A 24038-nucleotide genomic window follows, 5' to 3' on the forward strand; every position below is an offset into this window, starting at 1 on the left:
CGGCAGAAAAAGAAGGTCGTCAGGCAGGCTTGAGCCAGCTCTCGGCCAGCGCGCCCCAATAGGCGGCGCCAGTCAGCAGGATGTCGTCGTTGAAGTCATAAGCGGGGTTATGCACCATCGGCCGCGACACGCCGTTGCCGATGAACAGGTAGCTGCCGGGGCAGCGTTGCAGCATCCAGGCGAAGTCTTCGCTGCCCATCAGCGTGCGGGTGTTACCGTCCACCGCGTCGGCGCCGAGCAAGGCGACGCCGACCTGGCGGGCGAATTCGGTTTCTTCGGCGTGATTGACCAACACCGGATAGGCCGGGCGGTGTTCGATCTGCACCGTGCAGCCAAAGCTGGCGGCCTGGGTCTGGATGATGGCGAACACGCGCTCCAGCATCTGCTCACGCACCTTGGGATTGAGCGCGCGCAGGCTCAAACGCAACAACGCCTCTTGGGGGATCACATTGGCTGCCTGGCCCGCTTGCAGCGCGCCGACCGTGACCACGGCGGCTTCCTGGGTGTCGATAGTGCGCGACACCACCGTCTGCAACGCCATGACCATGCTCGCCGCCGCGACCAACGGGTCCACCGTCAGATGTGGCATGGAGCCATGGCCGCCAACGCCTTCGAGGGTCACGGTGAGCAAGTCCTGCGAGGCCATCATCGGCCCGACACGCAAGCCCAGATGCCCCGCCGGCAGCCCCGGCATGTTGTGCATGCCAAACAAGCCATCGCAGGGAAAACGCTCCAGCAAACCGTCGGCCAGCATGGCTTCGGCGCCGCCCTGGCCTTCTTCGGCGGGTTGGAAAATCAGGTTCAAGGTGCCGTCGAACTGCCGCGTCGCCGCCAGGTAGCGCGCGGCGCCGAGCAACATGGTGGTGTGGCCGTCATGCCCGCAGGCGTGCATGCAACCGGCGTGCTGGCTGGTATAGGACGCGCCGGTGTTTTCGATGATGGGTAACGCATCCATGTCGGCACGAATGCCCAGGGTGCGCGGGCTGCCGCCATTGCGCAGCACGCCCACCACGCCGGTCTTGCCGATGCCGGTGTGCACTTCGTAGCCCCAGTCCTGCAGCGATTTGGCAACGAGCGCACTGGTGCGATTCTCTTCAAAGCCGAGTTCAGGATGGGCGTGGATGTCTTGGCGCACGGCGTGCAAATCGCCGGCAACGTCGCTGAGCCAATCCAGGATGTGCTGGTGTGGGCGCATGGTGATTCTCCTCACAGGCGGGTGTTCCCGTTCTTGTTTGCTGCACATCGCCAGCTAACCGCGATGTGGGCAAGAGGACAATCAAAGGTGGTTCCACCCTGTGGAACCTCAGGGTAATAGGCGACACCCCTGTCGGTCGCCCAACCACCTCGCCGTGTGCGTACGCCCCAAACCGCTGGCCGTCACCTCACTACGCTCCGGGTTGTCGCTGAACGCGCTGGTCGGCACGTACTGCTTCACATACCCCCGGCAATACTCCGCCGGGTTGTTCGCCACATAGCGGCACGAGCAGTACTCCTTGGCGGTGTAGGCCGCAATGATGTCGGGGAAGGCTTGCAGGTTGACGCGTTCGTGCCAGAGCCAACCCAGTAAGGCGAACAACAGCAGCAGAAACACACTGGTAAACGGCCGACGGCGGATCATGGTTGCACCGCCGCGAGCACGCGTTTGAGCAGTTCGTTATGCCGATAGCTACCGTCGCGGTCGTCGCCGTAGCGCACGATGACCAGGTGTTCGTCAGGTATCACGTACAGCGCCTGGCCCCAGTGACCGAGGGCGGCGAAGGTGTCGGCGGGGGCGTCGGGCCAGGGCCTTGGAGCACCTTTATTGAGCCACCAATGACCACCGGGGACGGCTTCGTCCTGACCGGCTTTGTACTTGTCGAAGGGCTGGCGATTAAAGGCGACCCAGTCTTTCGGCAGGAGTTGTTGATCGCCCCAGCGACCCTCCCGCGCCATCAGCAGGCCAACACGCGCCAGGTCGCGAGCGGTGAGGTAGACGTAAGAGGACGCGACGAAGGTTTCATCGGCGTCGGTTTCCCAGGTGGCATTACGAATGCCCAAAGGCTTGAACAGTGCATCCCACGGGTAACTCATATAAGCCTTGTGCCCGAGCATGCCTTTAAGGGTGGCGGACAGGATATTGGTGTCGCCGCTGGAATAACGGAACACTTGGCCCGGTGCATTGGCAGCCTCGGTGTCGGCAGCAAAGTCGGCCATATCGCCGCGGCCACGGGTGTAAAGCATCGCCACCACCGAGGATTTCAGCGGCGCGTATTCGTAGTCCTCCTGCCAGTCGAGGCCCGAGGCCCAGTGCAGCAGGTCGGCCATGGTCACGGTTGGGTGCTGTTTCATCGGCGGGTAAAAACGCGCGGCGGGGTCGGTCAATTTGAAGCGGTTTTCGCCATAGGCCACGCCCAACACGGCTGCCATCAGGCTTTTGCTGACGGACCAGGTGAGATGTGGGGTGCTGGCGGTGGTGGGCGCGGCGTAGCGTTCGTAGATCACTTCACCGTCACGAATCACCAACAACGCATCGGTGCGGATGCCTTGGCGGGTGGTGTCGTCCCGCGCCGGGAAAGCGTAGGCCTCCAGGGCATCAACAGCGGGACCAGAAAGCGGTATGCCCTTGGCCCAGTCTTTATCGGGCCAGGTTTCAGCGTGAGCGGCAACGGTGACGAACAGCAGGGCAACACACAGCAGGCCTCTGACCATGGACGCAAACTCAAGGGGGGCATTCAAGCCCGCGAGCCTAGCCGAGGCTGATGACAGATTTGCGACACAGAGGGCTGTCATCCAAGCGTCACCATAACTTCATGGAGATGACACCGGGCCTCCATAGCCTGAGTTTGGACAACAAAGTCGACCGGCCGAAATCGTGGCCGGCACTCGGAGACTCGCCATGACTCAGATCGCCCGCATCAGCGACACCGGCAATGAACGCCGTCTGCAAGCCGAACGCCTGGTTGGCGCGCAGGCGTTGCAGGAAGCCCAGGCCCTGCGGTTCAACGTGTTCAGCGGCGAGTTCAACGCCAAGCTGAAAGGCGCGGAACTGGGCCTGGACATGGATGACTATGATGTTCACTGCAGCCACATCGGCGTGCGGGACTTGAACAGCGGTCGACTCGTAGCCACTACCCGCCTGCTGGACCACCAGGCCGCCAGCACCCTGGGTCGGTTCTACAGTGAAGAAGAATTCAGCCTGCATGGCTTGCTCCACCTGCAAGGCCCGATCCTGGAAATCGGCCGCACCTGCGTCGACCCGGCCTACCGCAACGGCGGCACCATCGCCGTGTTGTGGGGCGAGTTGGCCGAAGTGCTCAACCAGGGCGGCTACAGCTACCTGATGGGTTGCGCGAGCATCCCGATGCACGACGGCGGCATCCAGGCGCACGCGATCATGCAGCGTCTGCGCGAACGCTACCTGTGCAATGAACACCTGCGCGCCGAACCGAAAAAACCACTGCCGGCGCTGGACCTGCCGTCCAACGTGATCGCGGAGATGCCGCCGTTGCTCAAGGCTTACATGCGCCTGGGTGCGAAGATCTGTGGCGAGCCGTGCTGGGATGAAGATTTCCAGGTGGCTGACGTGTTCATCCTGCTCAAGCGCGATGAGCTGTGCCCGCGTTACGCCCGCCACTTCAAGGCTGCAATGTAATGAGCCGCCTGCGGGTTTACGGGCGCATTGCCCGCGTGCTGGTGGTGGTGGCGTTGGGCTTGGGCATGGCCAGTGTGTTTGGGCTGTTCGAGCGTTTGGGCATCGCAAACTCGATGGTGCGGCGCCAGCGTTGGTCGCGGTTTTTCATGGCGCGGCTGACCAACGCCCTGCCCTTTCGCGTGACGGTGCACGGCGAATTGCCAACGCAGCCGATGCTGTGGGTGAGCAATCATGTGTCCTGGACCGATATTCCGCTGCTGGGTGCCGTGGCGCCGATGTCATTCCTGTCCAAGGCCGAAGTGCGCACCTGGCCGGTGGCAGGCTGGTTGGCGGCCAAGGCTGGCAGCTTGTTTATCCGTCGCGGTTCGGGCGACAGCCAATTGATCCGCAAGCAGATGACGCGCCACTTGGAGCAACAGCACCCGCTGTTGATGTTCCCGGAAGGCACCACCACCGACGGGCGCAGCCTGCGCACCTTTCACGGGCGCTTGCTGGCCAGTGCGATCGATGCGGATGTGTCGCTGCAACCGGTGGCGATCCGTTATCTGCGTGACGGCCAAGCGGACCCGCTGGCGCCTTTTATTGGCGATGATGATTTGCTCTCGCACCTGATGCGTTTGTTTGCCAACGACCAGGGCGATGTGGAAATCCATGTGCTCAAGCCGATAGCCTGCGCCGGGCAAGAACGTGCGGCGCTGGCGTATCAGGCGCAGCAGGCGGTGCAGAAGGCGTTGTTTGGTGAAGTGGTGCAGCCGGTCGAACCGCGTCGCACTGGAGACTTGGTCGCCGCTTAACGATGTTCGGCGGCGAATGCCTGCAATTGGGGGTAGAACCGCCGGAAATCTTCACTCAAAGGCTCGTACAACACCCGCAACTCCTGCATGGCATGGCCCAGTTCCTCGGGCTGTGTCAGGCGCCGGGAGATCCCGCGCAACACCTGCTCCATCACCGCAAACTCGCGGTACGAGCCCAACCAATCATCCGCCGCCATGTACGGCGCAATCTGCGCCAGCCGCCCCGGCAATTGCGGCTCGGCCGCCAGCACGCGGTACACCTGCGACGTGAAACGCTCCAGCGGTTGGTCGGCATACAACGTCCAGTCCCGCGCCAGGCAGTGGTCGAAAAACACATCGAGGACGATCCCGGCATAGCGCCTGCGGGTCAGGCTGAAGCGTGACAACGCCTCCCCCACCAGCGGGTGGCTGTCGGTGAAGCGGTCGATGGAACGATGCAGCTGGATCGCCGATTCGATTTGCGGGCTGTACTGGCCCTGCAGGCGGCCTTTGACGAAGTCGCCATAGAGGCTACCCAGCAGTTGCGCAGGAAGTTGGCCGCCCAGGTGCAGATGTGCGAGATAATTCATGGCGTGCAGTCTACCACTGCCCTCAACGTATCGTTATAACCCGATATACCGAATGAGTCTAGGCTCAGACCAAAATCATATTGGTCTATCGGGATAGACCGATATAAAGTTCGCCTCATCGCGATATAACGCTGTACGACACCGAGCACCTGCCATGTCCATCGACCTCGACGAAATAATAAAAGCCCTGGCGCACCCAGTACGACGAGACATCCTCACCTGGCTGAAAGACCCGAAAGTGCAATTCCCCGAACAACTGCACAACCACGAATACGGCATCTGCGCCGGGCAGATCGACCAGCGCTGCGGCTTGTCCCAGTCGACCGTGTCAGCCCACCTGGCCACCCTGCAACGCGCCGGGTTGGTCAGCAGCCAGAAAGCCGGCCAGTGGCACTTTTTCAGACGCAACGAGGACACCATCCAGGCCTTCCTCGCCGCGCTCACCACCGAACTCAGCGCGCACGACAGCGCCGCGCTGTAACAAGGAAACCCTGATGCCCCTCTCGCTACTCATACTGGCCCTCAGCGCCTTCGCCATCGGCACCACCGAGTTCGTCATCATGGGCTTGCTGCCCGATGTGGCGGCGGACCTGGGCGTGTCGATTCCTGGCGCCGGCTGGCTGGTAACCGGCTACGCCCTGGGCGTGGCCATCGGTGCGCCGTTCATGGCGCTGGCCACCGCCAAGCTGCCACGCAAGGCGGCGCTGGTAGCGTTGATGGGCATCTTCATTATCGGCAACCTGCTCTGCGCCCTGGCCAGTGACTACAACGTGCTGATGTTTGCCCGTGTCGTCACCGCGCTGTGCCACGGTGCATTCTTTGGGATTGGTTCAGTCGTGGCCGCCAACCTGGTGCCGGCCAACAAGCGGGCTTCTGCCGTGGCCTTGATGTTCACCGGCCTGACTCTGGCCAACGTGCTGGGCGTGCCGTTGGGCACGGCTCTCGGCCAGGAAGCCGGCTGGCGCTCGACCTTTTGGGCGGTGACGGTGATTGGGGTGGTGGCGTTGATCGGCCTGATCCGCTTCCTGCCGGCCAAGCGCGATGAAGAGAAACTCGACATGCGCGCCGAACTGGCCGCCCTCAAAGGCGCCGGCATCTGGCTGTCGTTGAGCATGACCGCGCTGTTTGCCGCGTCCATGTTCACCCTCTTCACCTACGTCGCACCGTTGCTGGGCGATGTCACCGGCGTGTCGCCCAAAGGCGTGACCTGGACCCTGCTGCTGATCGGCCTGGGCCTCACCGTCGGCAACATTATCGGCGGCAAGCTGGCCGACAAGCGCCTGGCGGCCACCCTGATCGGCGTGTTCATCAGCATGGCGGTGGTCTCCACGGCACTGACCTGGACCAGCGTCGCCGTGATCCCGACCGAAATCACCCTGTTCCTGTGGGCCACCGCATCGTTCGCCGCCGTGCCTGCGTTGCAGATCAACGTGGTGACCTTCGGCAAGGCCGCGCCGAACCTGGTGTCCACCCTGAACATCGGTGCTTTCAACATCGGTAACGCCCTCGGCGCCTGGGTCGGCGGCAGTGTGATTGCCCACGGTTTCGGCTTGACCAGCGTGCCCTTGGCCGCAGCGGCCCTGGCGATCCTCGCGCTGTTGGTGACCCTGATTACTTTCCGTCAGAGCGGCGATGCCGACCTGGCCCCTGCGACTAACTGATCCTCTTCAAAGACAAAGGTGTTTTCCCCATGACGACTATTTTCGATCCGATCAAACTGGGCGACCTGGAACTGTCGAACCGCATCATCATGGCGCCGCTGACCCGCTGCCGTGCCGACGCCGGTCGCGTGCCCAACGCGCTGATGGCCGAGTACTACGTGCAACGCGCCTCCGCCGGGCTGATCCTCAGCGAAGCCACCTCCGTGACGCCGCTGGGCGTGGGCTACCCGGACACGCCGGGCATCTGGTCCAACGACCAGGTGCGCGGCTGGGCCAATGTCACCAAGGCCATTCATGGCGCAGGCGGCAAGATCTTCCTGCAACTGTGGCACGTGGGGCGTATTTCCCATGAGTCGTACCTCAACGGCGAAAGCCCGGTGGCCCCGAGCGCCATCCAGCCTAAAGGCCACGTCAGCCTGGTGCGCCCACTGGCCGACTACCCAACGCCACGCGCCCTGGAAACCGCTGAAATCGCTGACATCGTCGACGCCTACCGCACCGGTGCCGAGAACGCCAAGGCCGCTGGTTTCGACGGCGTGGAAATCCACGGCGCCAACGGTTACCTGCTTGACCAGTTCCTGCAGAGCAGCACCAATAAACGCACTGACCAGTACGGCGGCTCCCTGGAAAACCGTGCACGCCTGCTGCTGGAAGTGACTGACGCAGCCATCGAAGTCTGGGGCGCTGGCCGTGTGGGGGTGCACCTGGCACCACGCGCCGACTCTCACGACATGGGCGACGACAACCTGGCGGAAACCTTCACCTACGTCGCCAGCGAACTGGGCAAACGTGGCATTGCCTTCATCTGCTCCCGTGAGAAAGAAGCCGGCGACAGCCTCGGCCCACAGCTGAAGAAAGCCTTCGGCGGCGTGTACATCGCCAACGAACGCTTCACCAAGGACAGCGCCAACGCCTGGCTGGCCGAAGGTAAAGCCGATGCCGTGGCCTGGGGTGTGCCGTTCATTGCCAACCCGGACCTGCCGGCTCGCTTGAAAGCCGACGCACCATTGAACGAAGCACGCCCAGATACTTTCTACAGCAAGGGCCCGGTGGGTTACATCGACTACCCGACACTGGCGATCTGACGTAACAAGCTGAAACGAAAAAGCCCCGGTTCGCAGGAACCGGGGCTTTTTCATGGAGGCCGGGAAACATTCCTTCACAGCCCTGCAACAAAATCGCTACAAAATACTTAGGCGGCTACCTATCAACTGCCCGCCAGCCCGTATATAAAGTCACCCCACCGATCAGGCGGAAGGACGATTGACTGTCCTTGGGCTTTACTGTTGACACAACCTGATGCAATTACGCATTTCGTCTTAATTGCGCAGGCTGGGGCTCCAGCGCAGCATGTCCAACCCGGCATCCACCCAGCGCTCGGCGTCCTGATGCAGTTGGAAGCTGTCGGGAACCAGCAGCCACTGGCCGATCAGCCCGTTGATGTAGGCGTGGATGCACACCGCGCCACGGGTGGTATCGAGGTTTTCCGGCAGTTGCCCGCGATGGACCGCGTTACGCAAGGTCAGGCCGATGCGCAGGTTGCATTCCAGGCTGTGGGTCTGACGCTGGCGACGCATGTCGCACATTTCATCGGTGAATTCGCACTTATGGAACAAGATCTCGTTGATGCGCCGGGTTTTCGGGTCCAGGGCCACTTGATGAAACAAATGAATCAGCAGCTTGCGCATACAGCCCAGCGGGTCGAGTTCATCCTCGCTTTCACTCGCCCTGGCCAACTCGTCCAGCGGCTCATGCAGCGTGTCGAGCAGCGCCTGCAGCAAATCGGATTTATTACTGAAATGCCAATAGATGGCACCCCGCGTCACACCGGCCAGCGCGGCGATGTCCGCCAGCGTGGTCCGCGCGACGCCGCGCTCATAGAAGGCTTGCTCGGCGGCTTGAAGAATCTGGCTGCGCGTTTCCTGAGCTTCCTCTTTGGTGCGACGAACCATGGCAGTACAACCTCAATCAGGGCACTTGAGACTATCGTTAACGCAGAATTAACCGTCGGTAACGATCATCCGAATATTTGTGGGACGACACCGTCATGGGTGCCGAACGTAATGAAATCGAGGCTTTGGGCGTTGCTTTGTCAACATTCCGCGCAGCCTGTCAAGAGTTTACAAACAACCATGAACGTAAGTATATTGCGTAGCAAGCTACTTATCTACTCAGTGTTTGTTTTTTACCCTTCCACACTTCTTGTGCGCACCCTGCGCGCCTGACCCGAGGATCTTCATGCAACTTAAGCCAGCTGTTACCGCTCTGGTCACTGCCGTCGCCCTGGCATCGCTGCTCAGCGGATGTAAAAAGGAAGAAGCGGCTCCGCCCGCTCAAACCCCTCAGGTCGGCGTGGTCACCATTCAACCGCAAGCCTATACCCTGACGTCCGAGCTGCCAGGCCGCACCACCGCCTACCGCATCGCGGAAGTTCGCCCACAGGTCAACGGCATCATTCTCAAGCGCCTGTTCAAGGAAGGCGGCGACGTGAAGGAAGGGCAACAGCTCTACCAGATCGACCCGTCGGTGTATGACGCCACCCTGAAAAGCGCACAAGCCAGCCTGACCCAGACCAAGTCCATCTCCGACCGCTACAAGCAGTTGGTCGATGAACAAGCCGTCAGCCGCCAGGAATACGACACTGCCGTCGCCAACCGCATGACTGCGGAAGCAAACGTTCAAACGGCCCAGATCAACGTGCGCTACACCAAGGTGTTCGCACCGATTTCCGGGCGTATCGGCCGTTCTTCGGTGACCGAAGGCGCGCTGGTCAGCAATGGCCAGACCGATGCCATGGCCGTGATCCAGCAACTGGACCCAATCTACGTTGACGTCACGCAGTCTTCGGCTGAAATGCTGAAACTGCGCCGCGACCTGGAAAGCGGCCAGCTGGAAAAAGCCGGCGCCAACGCCGCCAAGGTCAAGCTGACCCTGGAAGACGGTAGCGCCTATGGCCAGGACGGCAAACTGGAATTCTCCGAAGTGTCGGTTGACCAGACCACCGGTTCCGTGACCCTGCGCGCCGTGTTCCCCAACCCTGACCACACCCTGCTACCGGGCATGTTCGTACACGCCCAGTTACAAGCTGGCGTGAACAGCAAAGCCATCCTGGCACCACAACAAGGCGTGACCCGCGATATCAAAGGTATCCCGACTGCCATGGTGGTGAACAAGGACAACAAGGTAGAACAGCGTCAACTGGTGGCCAACCGCACTGCCGGCGCCTACTGGCTGGTGGAAAAAGGCCTGAACGCCGGTGACCGTGTGATCACCGAAGGCCTGCAATTCATCAAGCCGGGCATCGAAGTCAAGGTCAAGGACGCCGACAACGCCAAGCCTGCCGGTTCTGCTCCAGCTCCTGCTGCCGCTGCTGGCCAGGGGGAGTAACCCATGTCGAAATTTTTTATCGACCGTCCCATTTTCGCCTGGGTAATTGCCCTGGTGATCATGCTGGTCGGGGCACTGTCGATCCTGAAGTTGCCCATCAACCAATACCCGGCCATTGCGCCTACCGCCATCGACATCCAGGTGACCTACCCAGGCGCGTCCGCACAAACCGTGCAGGACACCGTGGTGCAGGTCATCGAACAACAGCTCAACGGTATCGACAACCTGCGTTATGTCGCCTCGGACAGTAACTCCGACGGCAGCATGACCATCACCGCGACGTTCAACCAGGGTACCAACCCGGATATCGCCCAGGTCCAGGTGCAGAACAAGCTGAACCTGGCGACCCCATTGCTGCCGCAAGAAGTGCAGCAACAGGGTATCCGCGTGACCAAGTCGGTTAAGAACTTCCTGATGGTGATCGGTCTGGTGTCGGAAGACGGCAGCATGACCAAGGACGACCTGTCCAACTACATCGTGTCCAACATCCAGGACCCTATCTCGCGTACTGCGGGTGTGGGTGACTTCCAGGTGTTCGGCTCGCAGTACGCCATGCGGATCTGGCTCGACCCGGCCAAGCTGAACAACTACCAGTTGACCCCGGTCGACGTCAGCACCGCCATCGCGGCCCAGAACGTCCAGGTGGCCACCGGCCAATTGGGCGGCCTGCCTGCCCTGCCCGGCACCCAGCTGAACGCGACCATCATCGGCAAGACCCGTCTGCAGACTGCCGAGCAGTTCGGCAAGATCCTGATGAAGGTGAACGCCGACGGCTCGCAGGTTCGCCTGCGTGACATCGCTCGTATCGAACTGGGCGGCCAGAACTACAGCATCAGTGCGCAGTTCAACGGCAAGCCAGCCTCCGGTATGGCGATCAAGCTCGCATCGGGCGCCAACGCCCTGGACACCGCCAAGGCCATCCGCGCCACCGTGGCGTCGCTGGAACCGTTCTTCCCGCCTGGCATGAAGGCAGTGGTGCCGTATGACACCACGCCGGTGGTGACCGAATCGATCTCCGGCGTGGTGCATACCCTGGTCGAAGCAATCGTGCTGGTGTTCCTGGTGATGTTCCTGTTCCTGCAGAACTTCCGCGCCACCATCATCACCACCATGACGGTGCCGGTGGTATTGCTGGGTACCTTCGGGATCCTGGCCGCGTTCGGCTTCACCATCAACACCCTGACCATGTTCGGCATGATCCTGGCCATCGGCTTGCTGGTGGACGATGCCATTGTGGTTGTGGAAAACGTCGAGCGGGTGATGGCCGAAGAACACCTGTCGCCTAAAGAAGCGACGGTAAAATCCATGGGCCAGATCCAGGGCGCCCTGGTCGGTATTGCCCTGGTACTGTCGGCGGTACTGTTGCCGATGGCGTTCTTCGGTGGCTCCACCGGTGTGATCTACAAACAGTTCTCCATCACCATCGTTTCGGCCATGGCGTTGTCGGTACTGGTTGCCCTGATCTTCACCCCGGCCTTGTGCGCCACCATGCTCAAGCCGATCGACCCAGAGAAACACGGCCAACCCAAGCGTGGTTTCTTCGGCTGGTTCAACCGCACCTTCGACCGTGGCGTACTGAGCTACGAGCGCGGCGTGGGCAACATGATCAAGCACAAGCTTCCGGCATTCTTCGTGTACCTGATCATCTTCGTCGGCATGATCTGGCTGTTCACCCGCATCCCGAGCGCGTTCCTGCCGGAAGAAGACCAGGGCGTGATCTTTGCCCAGGTGCAGACCCCGGTCGGTTCTTCGGCTGAGCGTACGCAAAAAGTCATCGACGACATGCGTGCCTTCCTGCTGAACGACAAGGAAGGCGAGCCGGGCGAAGGCAAGGCCGTGAAATCGGTGTTTACCGTCAACGGCTTCAACTTCGCTGGCCGTGGCCAGAGTTCGGGCCTGGCGTTCGTGATGCTCAAGCCGTGGGATGAACGCGATTCGTCCATGTCGGTATTCGAAGTGGCCAAGCGTGCCCAGGGTTACTTCTTCGGCGCCTTCAAGGACGCCATGGTATTTGCCATCGTGCCGCCTTCGGTGCTGGAGTTGGGTAACGCCACCGGTTTCGACGTGTTCCTGCAAGACCAGGGCGGTGTCGGCCACGAAAAACTGATGGAAGCGCGCAACCAGTTCCTGGGTGCCGCCGCACAAAGCAAGATCCTGGCGGGTGTGCGCCCTAACGGCGTGAACGATGAGCCGCAGTACGAACTCACCGTCGACGACGAGAAGGCCAGCGCCCAGGGCATCACCTTGTCGAGCATCAACCAGACCCTGGCAATTGCCCTGGGTGGCAGCTACGTCAACGACTTCATCGACCGTGGTCGGGTGAAGAAGGTGTACGTGCAAGGCGAAGCGGCTGGCCGGATGTCCCCGGAAGACCTGGACAAGTGGTACGTGCGCAGTGACTCCGGGAAGATGGTGCCGATGTCGGCCATTTCCTCGGGCAAGTGGATCTACGGTTCGCCGAAGCTCTCGCGGTACAACGGTGTAGCGGCGATGGAAATCCTCGGTACTCCGGCACCGGGCTACAGTACCGGTGATGCGATGGCCGAAGTCGAGCGTATCGCCAAGCAATTGCCGGCGGGCGTGGGCTATGCCTGGACGGGCCTGTCGTACGAAGAACGTCTGTCCGGCTCCCAGGCGCCTGCGCTGTACGCCCTGTCGCTGTTGGTGGTGTTCCTGTGCCTCGCGGCCCTGTACGAAAGCTGGTCGATCCCGATCGCGGTGGTGCTGGTAGTACCGCTGGGCGTGGTGGGTGCGTTGATCGCCACCAGCATGCGCGGGCTGTCCAACGACGTGTTCTTCCAGGTGGGCCTGTTGGTGACGGTGGGCTTGGCGGCGAAGAACGCCATCCTGATCGTGGAGTTCGCCAAAGAACTCCACGAACAGGGCAAAGGCATCGTCGAGGCGGCCATCGAGGCGTCTCGCATGCGTCTGCGCCCGATCATCATGACCTCCATGGCGTTCATCCTCGGCGTACTGCCGCTGGCGATTTCCTCGGGCGCAGGCTCAGGTAGCCAGCACGCCATCGGTACCGGTGTAATTGGCGGTATGATCACGGCCACTGTGCTGGCGATCTTCTGGGTGCCTTTGTTCTTCGCAACCGTATCCGCCGCTGGCGAACGTAAAAAGACTGACACAACTGAAACCCCTAAAGAGGCTGGCCAATGAGCAAGTCGCTACTTTCCCTAGCGGTCACGGCATTCGTGCTCAGTGGCTGCTCGCTGATACCTGACTATCAGCGCCCCGAAGCGCCGGTGGCCGCACAGTTCCCGCAGGGGCCGGCGTATTCGTCGGCCCAGGCGCCGAGCCAGGCCGCTGCCGAGCAGGGCTGGAAGCAGTTTTTCCATGACCCTGCCCTGCAACAGCTGATCCAGACCGCGCTGGTGAACAACCGTGACCTGCGTGTCGCGGCCCTGAACATCGACGCCTATGCCGCGCAGTACCAGATCCAGCGCGCCGACCTGTTCCCGGCCGTGTCGGCCACGGGCAGCGGCAGCCGTTCGCGTACTCCGGCCCGCCTGTCGCAGACCGGCGAATCGACCATCAGCAGCCAATACTCGGCCGGTCTCGGGATCAGTTCCTATGAACTGGACCTGTTCGGTCGCGTACGCAGCCTGAGCGAAGAAGCCCTGCAAAAGTACTTCGCCACTGAAGAAGCACGGCGCAGTACCCAGATCAGCCTGGTGGCCAGTGTGGCCAATGCCTACCTGACCTGGCAGGCCGACAAGGAGCTGCTCAAGCTGACCAAGGACACCTTGGGTGCTTTCGAAGAAAGCTACCGATTGACCTCGCGTAGCAACGAAGTCGGCGTGGCCTCGGCCCTCGACCTGAGCCAGTCGCGCACCTCGGTGGAAAACGCCCGGGTCGCCCTGGCGCGTTATACCCGCCAGGTGGCCCAGGACGAAAACAGCCTGACCCTGCTGCTGGGCACCGGCCTGCCGGCGAATATCGCCAGCAAGCCGCTGTCGGATGACCTGCTCAGCGAAGTGCCGGCCGGCTTGCCGTCCGACCTGCTGCAACGTCGCCCCGATATCGTCCAGGCCGAGTACAACCTCAAGGCCGCCAACGCCAACATCGGCGCAGCCCGTGCTGCGTTCTTCCCGAGCATCACCCTGACCGCCAGCGCTGGCACCGCGAGCCCGAACCTGGGCGGCTTGTTCAAGGGTGGTTCGGGCACCTGGTCGTTCGCACCGCAGATCAACATCCCGATCTTCAACGCTGGCAGCCTGCGCGCCAGCCTGGACTACTCGAAGATCCAGAAAGAGATCAACGTGGCGAACTACGAGAAGGCCATTCAGACCGGCTTCCAGGAAGTCTCCGACGGCCTCGCCGCACGTGAGACCTACAAGCAGCAACTGGATGCCCAACGTGGCTTCGTCGCGGCCAACCAGGATTACTACCGCCTGGCCGAGCGTCGCTACCGCATTGGTGTCGACAGCAACCTGACGTTCCTCGATGCCCAGCGCCAACTGTTCAGTGCCCAGCAATCGCTGATCACCGACCGCCTGGCGCAGCTGACCAGCGAGGTCAACCTGTACAAGGCCCTCGGCGGCGGTTGGAACGAGCAGACAGCGAAGAACGAGCCGTTGAAAGAAGAAGCGCCGGCGCTTAAGTTGTTCTGATAGCACCTGCATCAACAAAGCCCACCTCTTGGTGGGCTTTGTGTTTTCTGGGGTTGGCCAACTTGCGTTCGATCATCGCCCACAACCCGCTCTCCCCCACTTTCATCGCCCCCGCACCGCCCCGCACCATGGCCGCCACCTGCATAAACCCAATAACAACAGGTCCTTTCGCCATGAGCACTTTCCACCCGCGCCGGCTATTGCTGGCAACCGCTGTCGCCAGTCTTGCCTTGCCCGTCGTCGCTGAAGAACACGGTTTTCTTGAAGACGCCAGCGCCAACCTCAACCTGCGCAATTTCTTCTTCAACCGCAACTACACCAACCCCACCAAGGCCCAGGGCGGCGCGCAGGAGTGGACGCAGAGCTTCATCCTCGACGCCAAGTCCGGCTTTACCCAGGGCACCGTGGGTTTCGGCGTGGATGTGTTGGGGCTGTATTCGTTGAAGCTGGATGGCGGTCGCGGCACCGGGGGCACCCAACTGTTGCCGTTGGATCACGATGGCCGACCGGCGGATGAATTCGGGCGTCTCGGGGTGGCGTTCAAGGCGCGTATTTCCAAGACCGAAGTGAAGGTCGGCGAATGGATGCCGGTGCTGCCGATCCTGCGCTCGGACGATGGCCGCTCCCTCCCGCAAACCCTACGCGGCGGGCAGATCACCTCGAAAGAAATCGACGGCCTGACCCTCTACGGCGGCCAGTTCCGCGCCAACAGCCCGCGCGACGACAGCAGCATGACGGACATGTCGATGTTCGGAAAAACCGCCTTCACCTCCGATCGCTTCAACTTCCAGGGCGCCGAGTACGCATTCAACGAAAAACGCACCCAGATTGGCCTGTGGAATGCGCAACTCAAGGACATCTATAGCCAGCAGTTCGTCAATTTGATCCACAGCCAGCCCATCGGCGACTGGACCCTGGGCGCCAACCTCGGTTTTTTCTACGGTAAGGACGATGGCAGCGCCCGCGCCGGCGACCTGGACAACAAGACCTGGTCCGGCCTGTTCTCCGCCAAGTATGGCGGCAACACCTTCTACGTCGGCCTGCAGAAACTCACCGGCAACAGCGCCTGGATGCGCGTCAACGGCACCAGCGGCGGCACTTTGGCTAACGATAGTTACAACTCAAGCTACGACAACGCCCAGGAGAAATCCTGGCAAGTGCGCCACGACTACAACTTCGCCGCCCTCGGTGTGCCCGGCCTGACCCTGATGAACCGCTACATCAGCGGCAGCAACGTGCACACCGGTACGATTACCGACGGCAAGGAATGGGGTCGCGAAAGCGAACTGGGCTACACCGTGCAAAGCGGCAGCCTGAAAAACCTCACGGTGCGCCTGCGCAACTCCAGCATGCGCCGCGACTACAGCAACAATGAGTTCGATGAGAACCGGTTGATCGTCAGTTACCCGATCAGTTTGCTGTAAGACCCTATTACAACCTCGCAGGAACGTTTTGCCGCAGACGGACACTTCCAAAAGGCAGGCAGACCGCCTGACTCGTCGAAAGGGATCTCAAATGGAAGTGTCCAAAAGCCTTGAAAACGCGCACCGCCCTCCTCTGAACGGCGAGCACCACTCGCCGCAAGCCCCGGTAGTCTCGGTTGAGAACAATCGCTACGTACCCGTCGTCGCCCCTCAACTGCCGTTCACACCGGATAAGCAGATCCAGGTCTACGTACAACCGGTCCTGGATGACGGCACCTTGAAAGCCAGCTGCCAATCGGTCTGGGAAGAAGATGTGACTTACAGTCTGAAGAACACCCTGGTCCTCGAAACCGGTGACAAGGCCGACCAGATTCACGTCAGCCAGACACGCGCAGGACAGTTGGATGTTCGGGTCAACGGTCGGTTGTATCGTTTCGACAGTGAGGATAAAGACGGCAAGCCCCTGACCTTTCACTTCAAAACCCATGGCGGCGACGACAACATCCGCATCGACGCCAATGTGACTCAGCCTGTCGTCGTGGAGGCCGGCGACGGCAATGACCGCGTGCAGGCCGGCGGCGGTTACACCCGTGTGTTCGGCGGCAAAGGCGATGATGTGCTGCGTCTCGGCAGTGGCCTGGGCTATGCCGAGGGCGGCGACGGTAACGACACACTCATGGGCGGTACTGGCGACAACATCCTGTATGGCAACAATGGCGATGACCGTCTCTACGCGGGCGCGGGCCCCAAGCACAAAACCAGCTACCTGGATGGCGGCAATGGCAATGATCGACTCTACGCAGGTAACGGGCATACGGTCCTGCACGGCGGTGCCGGTGACGATCGCCTGATAGGCCACGACCGCACCACCTTCTACACCGGCGACGGCCGCGACACGGTGATCGCCAATCGCCCTGGCGATCTGATCTATGGCACATCCGACGATACGATCAACCACCTCAACGGTTCGCGGTTTACCGCGGTGTCGGCCTCCCCCAAACCTCGAACAGGGTTTGTGATCAAGGGTTCGGCCGAGTTTATCCAACGGGTCGAGGACGACCTGGCCCTGCTGCGCCGGTCTCCCATCGGACAACAGATGCTGGCCGCGATGAGCGCCATCGCCCAGCGCAACGGCGCACCAGTGACCATCGTCGAAGACTTGGTCGACCTTGGCAGCGGCTATGTGTATGGCAGCCAGGAGCTCAAGGCCTTGTTTGGCTTTGAACGCGCACCTATTGTCGGTGACGATCCCAAATGGGGCTTCATGGTCGACGGTGTGCCGGGGTCGCAGGCTGACCGGGCTGAAATCAGCTATAACCGCTCCTCAGTGGACACCGTCGCTGGCGTGACCTACGCCTCCATCACGACGCTTTACCACGAAATGGTGCATGCCTATAACGCAGGTAATGGCACCGCTTTGACCGGCTCGACCACTGAAACATTTGAGGGCGAGCAACACGATGTCCCCAACAGCGAACGTCAGGCCGTAGGGCTGCCCACTACGCCCGCGACCCCACCCAACCCCAAACCCCTGACTGAAAACGCCTTGAATGAAGAAATGGGCAAGCCGCTGCGCCCTCAATACGTCGGCTGAGCCTTGGCGACGCTCGTTTGTCAGCCTGTAACCTCACACAGCCGATCTTGCTGTATGGTGCGCGCCTGCCGCTGCTGATCCACTCAGCAGCGGCCTTTATTCGAGCCTGCGCCCACCATGAAATCCTTTGCCATCGTATCCGCCGTTTTTGCCCTGGCCTTGAGCCTCAGCGGCTGCATTGGCTCGCCCATCGCTCTCACGCCAGAGACCGAGCAGCGCCTGCAAACCCAGGCGCCGATCCGCTTCCTGCTGACCTTCGATGACGGTCCCAGCGCGTCGGGCTACAACAACCCGAGCCGTTCGGTGGTGGCCGACCTGGCGCAGAACCCGGTGCTGCCGGGGATCAAAGCGGTGTTCTTCTTGCAGACCGAAGCCGCCCGATCGGGCGGCAGCTCACGGGGTCGCAAGACCATGGAACGCGAATACGCGGCCGGTCACGCCCTGGCCTTCCACACGGCCACGGGGTTTCACACCAACCATCGCTGGCTGAGCGATGCCGAACTGGAAAGCACCCTCACCCAAGGCGCCGCCGACATCGCCGCGATCACAGGTGCGCCACCGGTGCTGGCGCGCCCGCCGTTCTGGAATTACGACCGACGCACCTTCGCCGCCTACCAGCGCCACGGCATGCACGTGTTGCTGACGGACCTGAGCGCCAATGACGGCAAGATCTGGGGCTTCAACGGCAGCCCGCGCCGCCGAGCCAACCTGTACCGGCAACTGTCGGTGGTGCGCGAACGCATTGCCTTGGGTGAATTGCCGACGGTGGACGGCGTGATACCGGTGGTGGTGACCTTCCACGACATCAATCGCTACACCGCGCGGCATCTGCAGGAGTACCTGCAGATCCTGCTGGACAGCGCCCGGATCAACGGCGTGAAGACCGCCGCCGAACCTTTCTACACCGACACGGCCCAGCTAAACCGCGCAGCGCTGGCACGTACGGTCAGGGATGTGAATGAAGCCGTGCATTTGCCGGGCGTGTGGAATTGGGTGTGGGACGCCGACTCCCACTAACCCCTATTCCCGCGATTCAACCCCCAGCTCATCCCACACCGACTCCGCCAGGTGAAACGTGGCATTCGCCGCCGGGATCCCGCAGTAGATCGCGCTCTGCATCAGCACTTCCTTGATCTCGGCGCGGGTCACGCCATTGCTCGCCGCAGCGCGCAGGTGCAGCTTGAGTTCTTCACTGCGGTTCATGCCGATCAGCATGGCAATGGTGATCAGGCTGCGGGTGTGCCGGGGCAGACCGGGACGGGTCCAGATGTCACCCCAGGCGTGGCGGGTGATCATTTCCTGGAACTCGCTGTTGAATTCGGTCAGGGCATTGAGGCTGCGGTCGACATGGGCATCGCCCAGCACTTCGCGGCGCACGTGCAGGCCTTCGGCATAACGTTGTTTCTCGTCCACAAAAAGCTCCTCAGCGGGCCAACAAAAAATCAATGACGCAGTCGCTGAACGCAGCGCCGGCCTGCACATTGGACAGGTGCGCCGCATAGAACTCGGCGTACTCGGCGCCCTGCACATGGTTCTGGATAAAGTGGCCACCCGCCGGCGGTGTGACGGCGTCTTCGGTGCCGGCAATGACCAGGGTTGGCACTTTGATTGACGCCAGTTGCTCACGGAAATCCGCATCACGCACCGCCGCACAGTTGGCGGCATAACCTTCGGGCGATGTGGCCGCCAGCATGTCGGTAATCTGCTTGGCCTGGTGTGGGTTGGCCGCCGCAAAGTCTGCGGTGAACCAGCGTGCAATCGACGCATCGCGCAACGCCACCATCGCCGCTGCGCCATCGCGCAGCACCATCTCGATGCGCGGGTCCCACACCTCGGGTGTGCCGATCTTGGCGGCGGTGTTGCACACCACCAGGCGCTGCAGACGTTGGCCTGCATGGATGCCCAGCCATTGGCCGATCAAGCCGCCCATGGACAGCCCGCAGAAATGCGCGCGTTGGATATCCAGTGCATCCAGCAATGCGATCACATCCTGACCGAGTTGCCCGATGCTGTAGGGGCCCGGAGTCACCAGGGACTTGCCATGGCCACGGGTATCGAAACGCAGCACGCGAAAATGTTGGGTGAAGGCCGGGATCTGGATGTCCCACATGTGCAGGTCGGTGCCCAGCGAGTTCGAGAGCACCAGCACCGGTGCATCTTCAGGCCCGTCCAATTGATAATGCAGTTCGCCCTCGGCGAGTTGTACAAAGGCCACGGTGGTCTCCTCAAGCAAAGTGTTCGGCTACGGCGCGGGTGACCCAGGTGTGGGCCTGGCCCAGGTAGTGAGCGGGATCGAGCAAACGGTCCAGTTCAGTTGTGGACAGCTCAGCGGTGACCTGTGGTTCGTCCGCCAATACCGCACGCAGGTGACGCCCCTCTGCGACGGCACGCTTGCAGCATTGCTCCAGCAGATGGTGCGCGGTTTCACGCCCGAGACGCTGGGCAAGCACGATGCTGACGGCCTCGGCCAGCACCAGGCCTTGGGTCAGGTCGAGGTTGTGCGCCATGCGCTGCGGGTCGACTTCCAAGCCTTCGCTCACCAGCAACGCCTGCTGCAAGGCACCGGAGACCAGACGGCAGATCTCCGGCAGGGTTTCCCATTCGGCGTGCCACAGGCCCAGGCTGCGTTCGTGCTCCTGGGGCATGGCGCTAAGCATCGTCGAAACCAGGCCCGGTACACGAGTGGCGGCGCTGATCAGCACGGCTGCGCCCACCGGGTTGCGTTTGTGCGGCATGGTGGAGGAACCACCCTTGCCCGGTGCGGATGGCTCAAACACCTCGGCGGCTTCGGTCTGCATCAACAAGCTGATATCGCGACCCAATTTCCCCAGGCTGCCGGCGATCAAACCGAGGACGCTGGCGAACTCCACCAAACGATCCCGCTGGGTGTGCCAGGGTTGTTCCGGCAAGGTCAGTTGCAACTCAGCCGCCAGCGCTTCGGCCACCGGCATGGCCTGTTCGCCCAGCGCTGCGAGGGTTCCCGAAGCGCCACCGAATTGCAGCACCAGCAAACGCGGTTTCAGTTCAGCAAGACGCTGCCGATTGCGCGTCACCGCGCCCAGCCAACCGGCGATTTTCATCCCCAGGGTGACCGGCGTCGCATGCTGCAACCAGGTCCGCCCGGCCAATGTCACGCCGGCGTAGCGCTGGGCCTGGGCGGCAAGTATGTCGCCCAGGCGCATCAGGTCCGACTCGATCAATTCCACCGCCCGCCGCAGTTGCAGCACCAGGCCGGAGTCCATCACGTCCTGGCTGGTCGCGCCCAGATGCACGTAGCGCTCGGCCCCGGCATCTTCACTGGCAATCAACTTGCCCAGTGCCTTCACCAGCGGAATCGCCGAATTCCCTGCCGTGGCAATTGCCACGCCGAGGGCATCCACGTCGTACAACGAGGCCAGGCAGGCCTGGGCAATCGGTGCGACGGCGGCCTGGGGAATCAAGCCGACCTGAGCCTGAGCCCGGGCCAAGCCCGCTTCAAAATCCAGCATGCCCTGCAAGCGTCCCCTGTCGCAGAACACCTCGGCCATGCTGCCCGCCGTGAAGTAAGCGTCGAACAATTGATTGCTCGTGCGCAGTGTCATAACGCGTCCCTTATAGATCGTGGTGCAAGTACTCTGCCTGTTTCGGCAGGCGCAAGCTGAACAGGAAGGCCACCGCCATCATTCCGGTGACGTACCAGTAGAAGGTGTTTTCCATGCCCATGGATTTGAGGCCCAGGGCCACGTATTCCGCCGAACCGCCGAAGATCGCGTTGGCCACTGCATAGGCCAGGCCCACGCCCAGGGCACGCACGTGCGGCGGGAACATTTCCGCTTTCACCAGGCCGCTGATCGAGGTGTAGAAGCTGACGATGGCCAGGGCCAGGGAGATCAGCACGAAGGCCAGGAACGGGTTGGTCACGGTTTTCAGGGTCAGCAGGATCGGCACGGTGCACAGGGTGCCAAGGGCGCCGAACCAGAGCATCGAATTACGACGGCCGATCTTGTCCGAGAGCATGCCGAACAGCGGCTGCATGCACATGTAGACGAACAGCGCGCCGGTCATGATGTAGCTGGCGGTCTTGGCGTGCATCCCGGCGGTGTTCACCAGGTATTTCTGCATGTAAGTGGTAAAGGTGTAGAAGATCAGCGAGCCGCCGGCGGTGTAGCCGAGCACGGTGATGAAGGCCGTCTTGTGGTTGCGGAACAACGCGGCCACGCTGCCGGCGTCCTTGTCCTGGCGCATTTCCTTGCTGGTGGTTTCCTTGAGGGTGCGACGCAGCAACAGGGAGATCACCGCCGCAATGGCGCCGATCACGAACGGAATCCGCCAGCCCCAGGCGCGCAATTCTTCTTCGGTGAGGATCTGTTGCAGGATCACCACCACCAGCACCGCCAGCAGTTGCCCGCCGATCAGGGTCACGTACTGGAACGAGGCGAAGAAACCGCGCTGGCCCTTGAGCGCGACTTCACTCATGTAGGTCGCGGTGGTGCCGTATTCGCCCCCCACCGACAGGCCCTGGAACAGCCGCGCCACCAACAGCAACGCCGGAGCCCAGGCGCCGATGTCTTTGTAGGTGGGCAGGAAGGCGATGACCAGGGAACCGGCGCACATCATCAGCACCGAGATCATCATCGAGTTCTTGCGCCCGTGCTTATCGGCCACCCGGCCAAACAGCCAGCCACCGATAGGTCGCATCAGGAAGCCGGCAGCGAACACACCGGCAGTGTTGAGCAGTTGGACCGTGGGGTCGTCCGACGGGAAAAACGCCGGGGCAAAGTAAATGGCGCAGAAGGCGTAGACGTAGAAGTCGAACCATTCGACGAGGTTGCCGGAGGATGCCCCGACGATCGCAAAAATCCGTTTGCTGCGTTCTTCTCCGGTGTAGTGACCCGTTGTTGTTGTCATGTTTTTTCACTCAGTGGGAACGGTTATAGCCTAGACATACTTTGCAACAAGCTCGTTCCGCAACAAGACTTTTAGGTATGTCGTGCCTGCGAGGGCCTCTTCGCGGGCAAGCCCGCTCCCACAGTTGACTGCATTCCAGAGTTGGAACTCGATCGAATGTGGGAGCGGGCTTGCTCGCGAATGATCTCAAGCCAACTCAATAATCAAAGAACACTGTTTCCCGGTCTGTGCCCTGCAACACCACATTCCACTGATGCACACCCTCTGCATCCTGCTTGGCAATCAAGGTTTCGCGCCGATCTGCCGGCACACACGCCAGCAACGGGTCATCCCCATTCAACGCCTCGCCCTCGAAATAGATCCGCGTCAGCAAGTGCTTCACCAAGCCACGGGCAAACACCAGCACCACCAGGTGCGGCGCCTGGGTGGTGCCTTTCAGGCCCGGCACCGCACCCGGCTTGATGGTGGTAAAGCGAAACCGCCCTTCAGCATCCACCGGCACCCGGCCGAAGCCTTCGAAGTTCGGGTCGACGGCTTTGTCTTGCTCGTCTTCCGGATGGTCATATTTACCGGCGGCATTGGCCTGCCAGACTTCGAGCATGGCGTCGTTGACGACATCGCCATTGCCATCCACCACTTGCCCGCTGATCGCCACACGTTCGCCGAGGGTGGCGCTCACGGTCAGATCTTCGCGGTTTAGCCAGGTCAGGCCGATGTGGTAATACGGCCCGACGGTGTGGGACGTGGTCGCGTTGAGTGTCATCTCATTTCTCCATCGGCGTGGCGTCGCGGCCGCGCAGGACGATGTCCCAGCGGTAGCCGAGGGCATAGGAAGGAATGGTTTTTTCCAGGTCGAAACGGGCGATCAAGCGTTGCTTGGCCGAAGTGTCCGGCACGCAGTTGTAGATCGGGTCGTATTCCAGCAGCGGGTCGCCGGGGAAGTACATCTGCGTGACCAGCCGCGTCAGCACGCTCGGGCCGAACAGCGAGAAATGGATATGCGCCGGGCGCCACGCGTTGTGGTGGTTGCCCCACGGGTAGGCGCCGGGCTTGATGGTCTGGAATTGATACCAGCCATCGGCATCGGTGACGGTGCGACCGGTGCCGGTGAAATTCGGGTCCAGCGGCGCGTCGTGCAGGTCGCGCTTGTGGTTGTAGCGACCGGCGGCGTTGGCCTGCCAGATCTCCACCAGAATGCCCGGCACAGGTAAACCGTTTTCGTCGAGTACACGGCCATGAATGATGATGCGTTCGCCTTGGGGCTCGCCTTCATGCTGGGCCGTGAGGTCGTTGTCCTTCTCATGGATGCGTTCGGCGCCGATGGTCGGGCCGGTGATTTCCGACAAGGAATGTGGCAGGAACACCAACGGCTGGGACGGCGAACGCAGGTTTGTCGACTGGTAGGCCGGGTGCAGGTAATCAGGTTGAGTGCCCGCTTGCGGGCGCCGGTATCCAGGCTTGTCACTCATGGT

The 24038-nt window shown here is 61.8% G+C and carries 23 protein-coding genes; 11 read left to right on the top strand and 12 right to left on the bottom strand.

Annotated elements, in window-relative coordinates; translation table 11 throughout:
• Positions 1-19: 19 nt before the first annotated feature.
• The 3 genes from ACP7BX_RS02760 to ACP7BX_RS02770 all read right to left on the bottom strand — a co-directional run bounded on the left by ACP7BX_RS02760 (position 20) and on the right by ACP7BX_RS02770 (position 2688).
• The gene (locus tag ACP7BX_RS02760; RefSeq protein ID WP_426129696.1) at positions 20-1195 is read right to left on the bottom strand and encodes a M20 aminoacylase family protein; all 1176 of its coding nucleotides are present in this window, start codon (positions 1193-1195) and stop codon (positions 20-22) included.
• A 108-nt stretch (positions 1196-1303) separates the two neighbouring features.
• Entirely contained in the window at positions 1304-1618 is a 315-nt protein-coding gene (locus ACP7BX_RS02765; protein WP_426129698.1) for an amidase, read from the bottom strand.
• Positions 1615-2688 (bottom strand): serine hydrolase domain-containing protein, encoded by a 1074-nt coding sequence (locus tag ACP7BX_RS02770; protein WP_426129700.1) that lies wholly within the window; start codon positions 2686-2688, stop codon positions 1615-1617. Before ACP7BX_RS02770 ends, ACP7BX_RS02765 begins: the two co-directional genes overlap by 4 nt.
• A 187-nt stretch (positions 2689-2875) precedes the next feature.
• Here ACP7BX_RS02770 and olsB point away from each other — a divergent pair, with 187 nt between their 5' ends.
• Both olsB and ACP7BX_RS02780 read left to right on the top strand, forming a co-directional pair.
• Entirely contained in the window at positions 2876-3631 is a 756-nt protein-coding gene (olsB, locus tag ACP7BX_RS02775; RefSeq protein ID WP_003172415.1) for an L-ornithine N(alpha)-acyltransferase, read from the top strand.
• Entirely contained in the window at positions 3631-4425 is a 795-nt protein-coding gene (locus ACP7BX_RS02780; protein ID WP_426129702.1) for a lysophospholipid acyltransferase family protein, read from the top strand. The genes olsB and ACP7BX_RS02780 overlap by 1 nt, the downstream gene beginning before the upstream one ends.
• On the opposite strand, the gene ACP7BX_RS02785 is transcribed toward ACP7BX_RS02780, so the two are convergent.
• Complete coding sequence (locus ACP7BX_RS02785; protein WP_426129704.1) at positions 4422-4994, bottom strand: ACP phosphodiesterase; 573 nt, start codon at positions 4992-4994, stop codon at positions 4422-4424. The genes ACP7BX_RS02780 and ACP7BX_RS02785 overlap by 4 nt on opposite strands.
• Before the next feature lie 154 nt (positions 4995-5148).
• Between ACP7BX_RS02785 and ACP7BX_RS02790 the strand changes: the two genes are divergently transcribed.
• The 3 genes from ACP7BX_RS02790 to ACP7BX_RS02800 are packed head-to-tail and all read left to right on the top strand — an operon-like array spanning position 5149 to position 7740.
• The gene (locus tag ACP7BX_RS02790; RefSeq protein WP_426129706.1) at positions 5149-5475 is read left to right on the top strand and encodes an ArsR/SmtB family transcription factor; all 327 of its coding nucleotides are present in this window, start codon (positions 5149-5151) and stop codon (positions 5473-5475) included.
• A 13-nt stretch (positions 5476-5488) separates the two neighbouring features.
• Positions 5489-6655: an MFS transporter gene (locus tag ACP7BX_RS02795; protein WP_038849807.1), complete on the top strand. Its 1167-nt coding sequence runs from the start codon at positions 5489-5491 to the stop codon at positions 6653-6655.
• A gap of 29 nt (positions 6656-6684) precedes the next feature.
• Positions 6685-7740, top strand: a complete 1056-nt coding sequence (locus ACP7BX_RS02800) for an alkene reductase (protein WP_038849805.1) — start codon at positions 6685-6687, stop codon at positions 7738-7740.
• A gap of 234 nt (positions 7741-7974) precedes the next feature.
• On the opposite strand, the gene ACP7BX_RS02805 is transcribed toward ACP7BX_RS02800, so the two are convergent.
• Positions 7975-8607, bottom strand: coding sequence for a TetR family transcriptional regulator (locus tag ACP7BX_RS02805; RefSeq protein WP_033902716.1), 633 nt, complete (start codon positions 8605-8607; stop codon positions 7975-7977).
• 286 nt (positions 8608-8893) lie between these two features.
• Between ACP7BX_RS02805 and ACP7BX_RS02810 the strand changes: the two genes are divergently transcribed.
• Genes ACP7BX_RS02810 through adeC form a run of 3 tightly spaced genes read left to right on the top strand, consistent with a single transcriptional unit; the run spans position 8894 to position 14661 of the window.
• Complete coding sequence (locus ACP7BX_RS02810; protein WP_033902717.1) at positions 8894-10042, top strand: efflux RND transporter periplasmic adaptor subunit; 1149 nt, start codon at positions 8894-8896, stop codon at positions 10040-10042.
• Between the two features lie 3 nt (positions 10043-10045).
• Positions 10046-13207, top strand: coding sequence for an efflux RND transporter permease subunit (locus ACP7BX_RS02815; protein WP_426129710.1), 3162 nt, complete (start codon positions 10046-10048; stop codon positions 13205-13207).
• Entirely contained in the window at positions 13204-14661 is a 1458-nt protein-coding gene (gene adeC, locus ACP7BX_RS02820; RefSeq protein WP_033902719.1) for an AdeC/AdeK/OprM family multidrug efflux complex outer membrane factor, read from the top strand. Before ACP7BX_RS02815 ends, adeC begins: the two co-directional genes overlap by 4 nt.
• Here the strand turns inward: adeC and ACP7BX_RS02825 are convergent.
• Positions 14648-14836, bottom strand: coding sequence for a hypothetical protein (locus ACP7BX_RS02825; RefSeq protein ID WP_314525671.1), 189 nt, complete (start codon positions 14834-14836; stop codon positions 14648-14650). The two genes, adeC and ACP7BX_RS02825, sit on opposite strands and share 14 nt — an antisense overlap.
• Here ACP7BX_RS02825 and ACP7BX_RS02830 point away from each other — a divergent pair.
• The 3 genes from ACP7BX_RS02830 to ACP7BX_RS02840 all read left to right on the top strand — a co-directional run bounded on the left by ACP7BX_RS02830 (position 14835) and on the right by ACP7BX_RS02840 (position 18696).
• Positions 14835-16085, top strand: coding sequence for an OprD family porin (locus tag ACP7BX_RS02830; RefSeq protein WP_314525668.1), 1251 nt, complete (start codon positions 14835-14837; stop codon positions 16083-16085). The two genes, ACP7BX_RS02825 and ACP7BX_RS02830, sit on opposite strands and share 2 nt — an antisense overlap.
• 91 nt (positions 16086-16176) lie before the next feature.
• Positions 16177-17679: a M91 family zinc metallopeptidase gene (locus ACP7BX_RS02835; protein ID WP_426129713.1), complete on the top strand. Its 1503-nt coding sequence runs from the start codon at positions 16177-16179 to the stop codon at positions 17677-17679.
• Between the two features lie 117 nt (positions 17680-17796).
• Positions 17797-18696, top strand: a complete 900-nt coding sequence (locus ACP7BX_RS02840) for a polysaccharide deacetylase family protein (RefSeq protein ID WP_426129715.1) — start codon at positions 17797-17799, stop codon at positions 18694-18696.
• A gap of 3 nt (positions 18697-18699) precedes the next feature.
• Here the strand turns inward: ACP7BX_RS02840 and pcaC are convergent, their stop codons facing one another.
• The 6 genes from pcaC to pcaH all read right to left on the bottom strand — a co-directional run bounded on the left by pcaC (position 18700) and on the right by pcaH (position 24035).
• Positions 18700-19092, bottom strand: a complete 393-nt coding sequence (gene pcaC, locus ACP7BX_RS02845) for a 4-carboxymuconolactone decarboxylase (RefSeq protein ID WP_133074378.1) — start codon at positions 19090-19092, stop codon at positions 18700-18702.
• Positions 19093-19102: 10 nt separating this feature from the next.
• Complete coding sequence (pcaD, locus tag ACP7BX_RS02850; protein ID WP_033902723.1) at positions 19103-19894, bottom strand: 3-oxoadipate enol-lactonase; 792 nt, start codon at positions 19892-19894, stop codon at positions 19103-19105.
• Positions 19895-19904: 10 nt separating this feature from the next.
• Entirely contained in the window at positions 19905-21260 is a 1356-nt protein-coding gene (locus ACP7BX_RS02855) for a 3-carboxy-cis,cis-muconate cycloisomerase (protein WP_426129718.1), read from the bottom strand.
• A gap of 10 nt (positions 21261-21270) precedes the next feature.
• The gene (locus ACP7BX_RS02860; protein WP_426129720.1) at positions 21271-22566 is read right to left on the bottom strand and encodes an MFS family transporter; all 1296 of its coding nucleotides are present in this window, start codon (positions 22564-22566) and stop codon (positions 21271-21273) included.
• Between the two features lie 196 nt (positions 22567-22762).
• Positions 22763-23329 carry a protocatechuate 3,4-dioxygenase subunit alpha gene (gene pcaG / locus ACP7BX_RS02865; RefSeq protein ID WP_269133111.1) on the bottom strand — a complete coding sequence of 189 codons (567 nt, stop codon included), beginning with the start codon at positions 23327-23329 and terminating at the stop codon, positions 22763-22765.
• Between the two features lies 1 nt (position 23330).
• Entirely contained in the window at positions 23331-24035 is a 705-nt protein-coding gene (gene pcaH / locus ACP7BX_RS02870; RefSeq protein WP_314525649.1) for a protocatechuate 3,4-dioxygenase subunit beta, read from the bottom strand.
• Positions 24036-24038 lie beyond the last annotated feature (3 nt).

It is taken from the genome of Pseudomonas sp. DWP3-1-3b3, from assembly GCF_049896305.1.
Taxonomy (GTDB): Bacteria; Pseudomonadota; Gammaproteobacteria; order Pseudomonadales; family Pseudomonadaceae; genus Aquipseudomonas; species Aquipseudomonas azotoformans_A.

Bases quoted from the DNA above. Each gene is read 5' to 3' on its own strand.
- ACP7BX_RS02805 (WP_033902716.1), bottom strand. From the start codon at position 8,607: ATGGTTCGTCGCACCAAAGAGGAAGCTCAGGAAACGCGCAGCCAGATT.
- olsB (WP_003172415.1), top strand. From the start codon at position 2,876: ATGACTCAGATCGCCCGCATCAGCGACACCGGCAATGAACGCCGTCTG.
- ACP7BX_RS02825 (WP_314525671.1), bottom strand. From the start codon at position 14,836: ATGGCGAAAGGACCTGTTGTTATTGGGTTTATGCAGGTGGCGGCCATG.
- ACP7BX_RS02815 (WP_426129710.1), top strand. From the start codon at position 10,046: ATGTCGAAATTTTTTATCGACCGTCCCATTTTCGCCTGGGTAATTGCC.
- ACP7BX_RS02860 (WP_426129720.1), bottom strand. From the start codon at position 22,566: ATGACAACAACAACGGGTCACTACACCGGAGAAGAACGCAGCAAACGG.
- pcaH (WP_314525649.1), bottom strand. From the start codon at position 24,035: ATGAGTGACAAGCCTGGATACCGGCGCCCGCAAGCGGGCACTCAACCT.
- ACP7BX_RS02790 (WP_426129706.1), top strand. From the start codon at position 5,149: ATGTCCATCGACCTCGACGAAATAATAAAAGCCCTGGCGCACCCAGTA.
- ACP7BX_RS02780 (WP_426129702.1), top strand. From the start codon at position 3,631: ATGAGCCGCCTGCGGGTTTACGGGCGCATTGCCCGCGTGCTGGTGGTG.
- ACP7BX_RS02760 (WP_426129696.1), bottom strand. From the start codon at position 1,195: ATGCGCCCACACCAGCACATCCTGGATTGGCTCAGCGACGTTGCCGGC.
- ACP7BX_RS02810 (WP_033902717.1), top strand. From the start codon at position 8,894: ATGCAACTTAAGCCAGCTGTTACCGCTCTGGTCACTGCCGTCGCCCTG.
- ACP7BX_RS02795 (WP_038849807.1), top strand. From the start codon at position 5,489: ATGCCCCTCTCGCTACTCATACTGGCCCTCAGCGCCTTCGCCATCGGC.
- ACP7BX_RS02765 (WP_426129698.1), bottom strand. From the start codon at position 1,618: ATGATCCGCCGTCGGCCGTTTACCAGTGTGTTTCTGCTGCTGTTGTTC.
- ACP7BX_RS02830 (WP_314525668.1), top strand. From the start codon at position 14,835: ATGAGCACTTTCCACCCGCGCCGGCTATTGCTGGCAACCGCTGTCGCC.
- ACP7BX_RS02770 (WP_426129700.1), bottom strand. From the start codon at position 2,688: ATGGTCAGAGGCCTGCTGTGTGTTGCCCTGCTGTTCGTCACCGTTGCC.
- ACP7BX_RS02855 (WP_426129718.1), bottom strand. From the start codon at position 21,260: ATGACACTGCGCACGAGCAATCAATTGTTCGACGCTTACTTCACGGCG.
- ACP7BX_RS02840 (WP_426129715.1), top strand. From the start codon at position 17,797: ATGAAATCCTTTGCCATCGTATCCGCCGTTTTTGCCCTGGCCTTGAGC.
- ACP7BX_RS02785 (WP_426129704.1), bottom strand. From the start codon at position 4,994: ATGAATTATCTCGCACATCTGCACCTGGGCGGCCAACTTCCTGCGCAA.
- ACP7BX_RS02835 (WP_426129713.1), top strand. From the start codon at position 16,177: ATGGAAGTGTCCAAAAGCCTTGAAAACGCGCACCGCCCTCCTCTGAAC.
- pcaG (WP_269133111.1), bottom strand. From the start codon at position 23,329: ATGACACTCAACGCGACCACGTCCCACACCGTCGGGCCGTATTACCAC.
- ACP7BX_RS02800 (WP_038849805.1), top strand. From the start codon at position 6,685: ATGACGACTATTTTCGATCCGATCAAACTGGGCGACCTGGAACTGTCG.
- adeC (WP_033902719.1), top strand. From the start codon at position 13,204: ATGAGCAAGTCGCTACTTTCCCTAGCGGTCACGGCATTCGTGCTCAGT.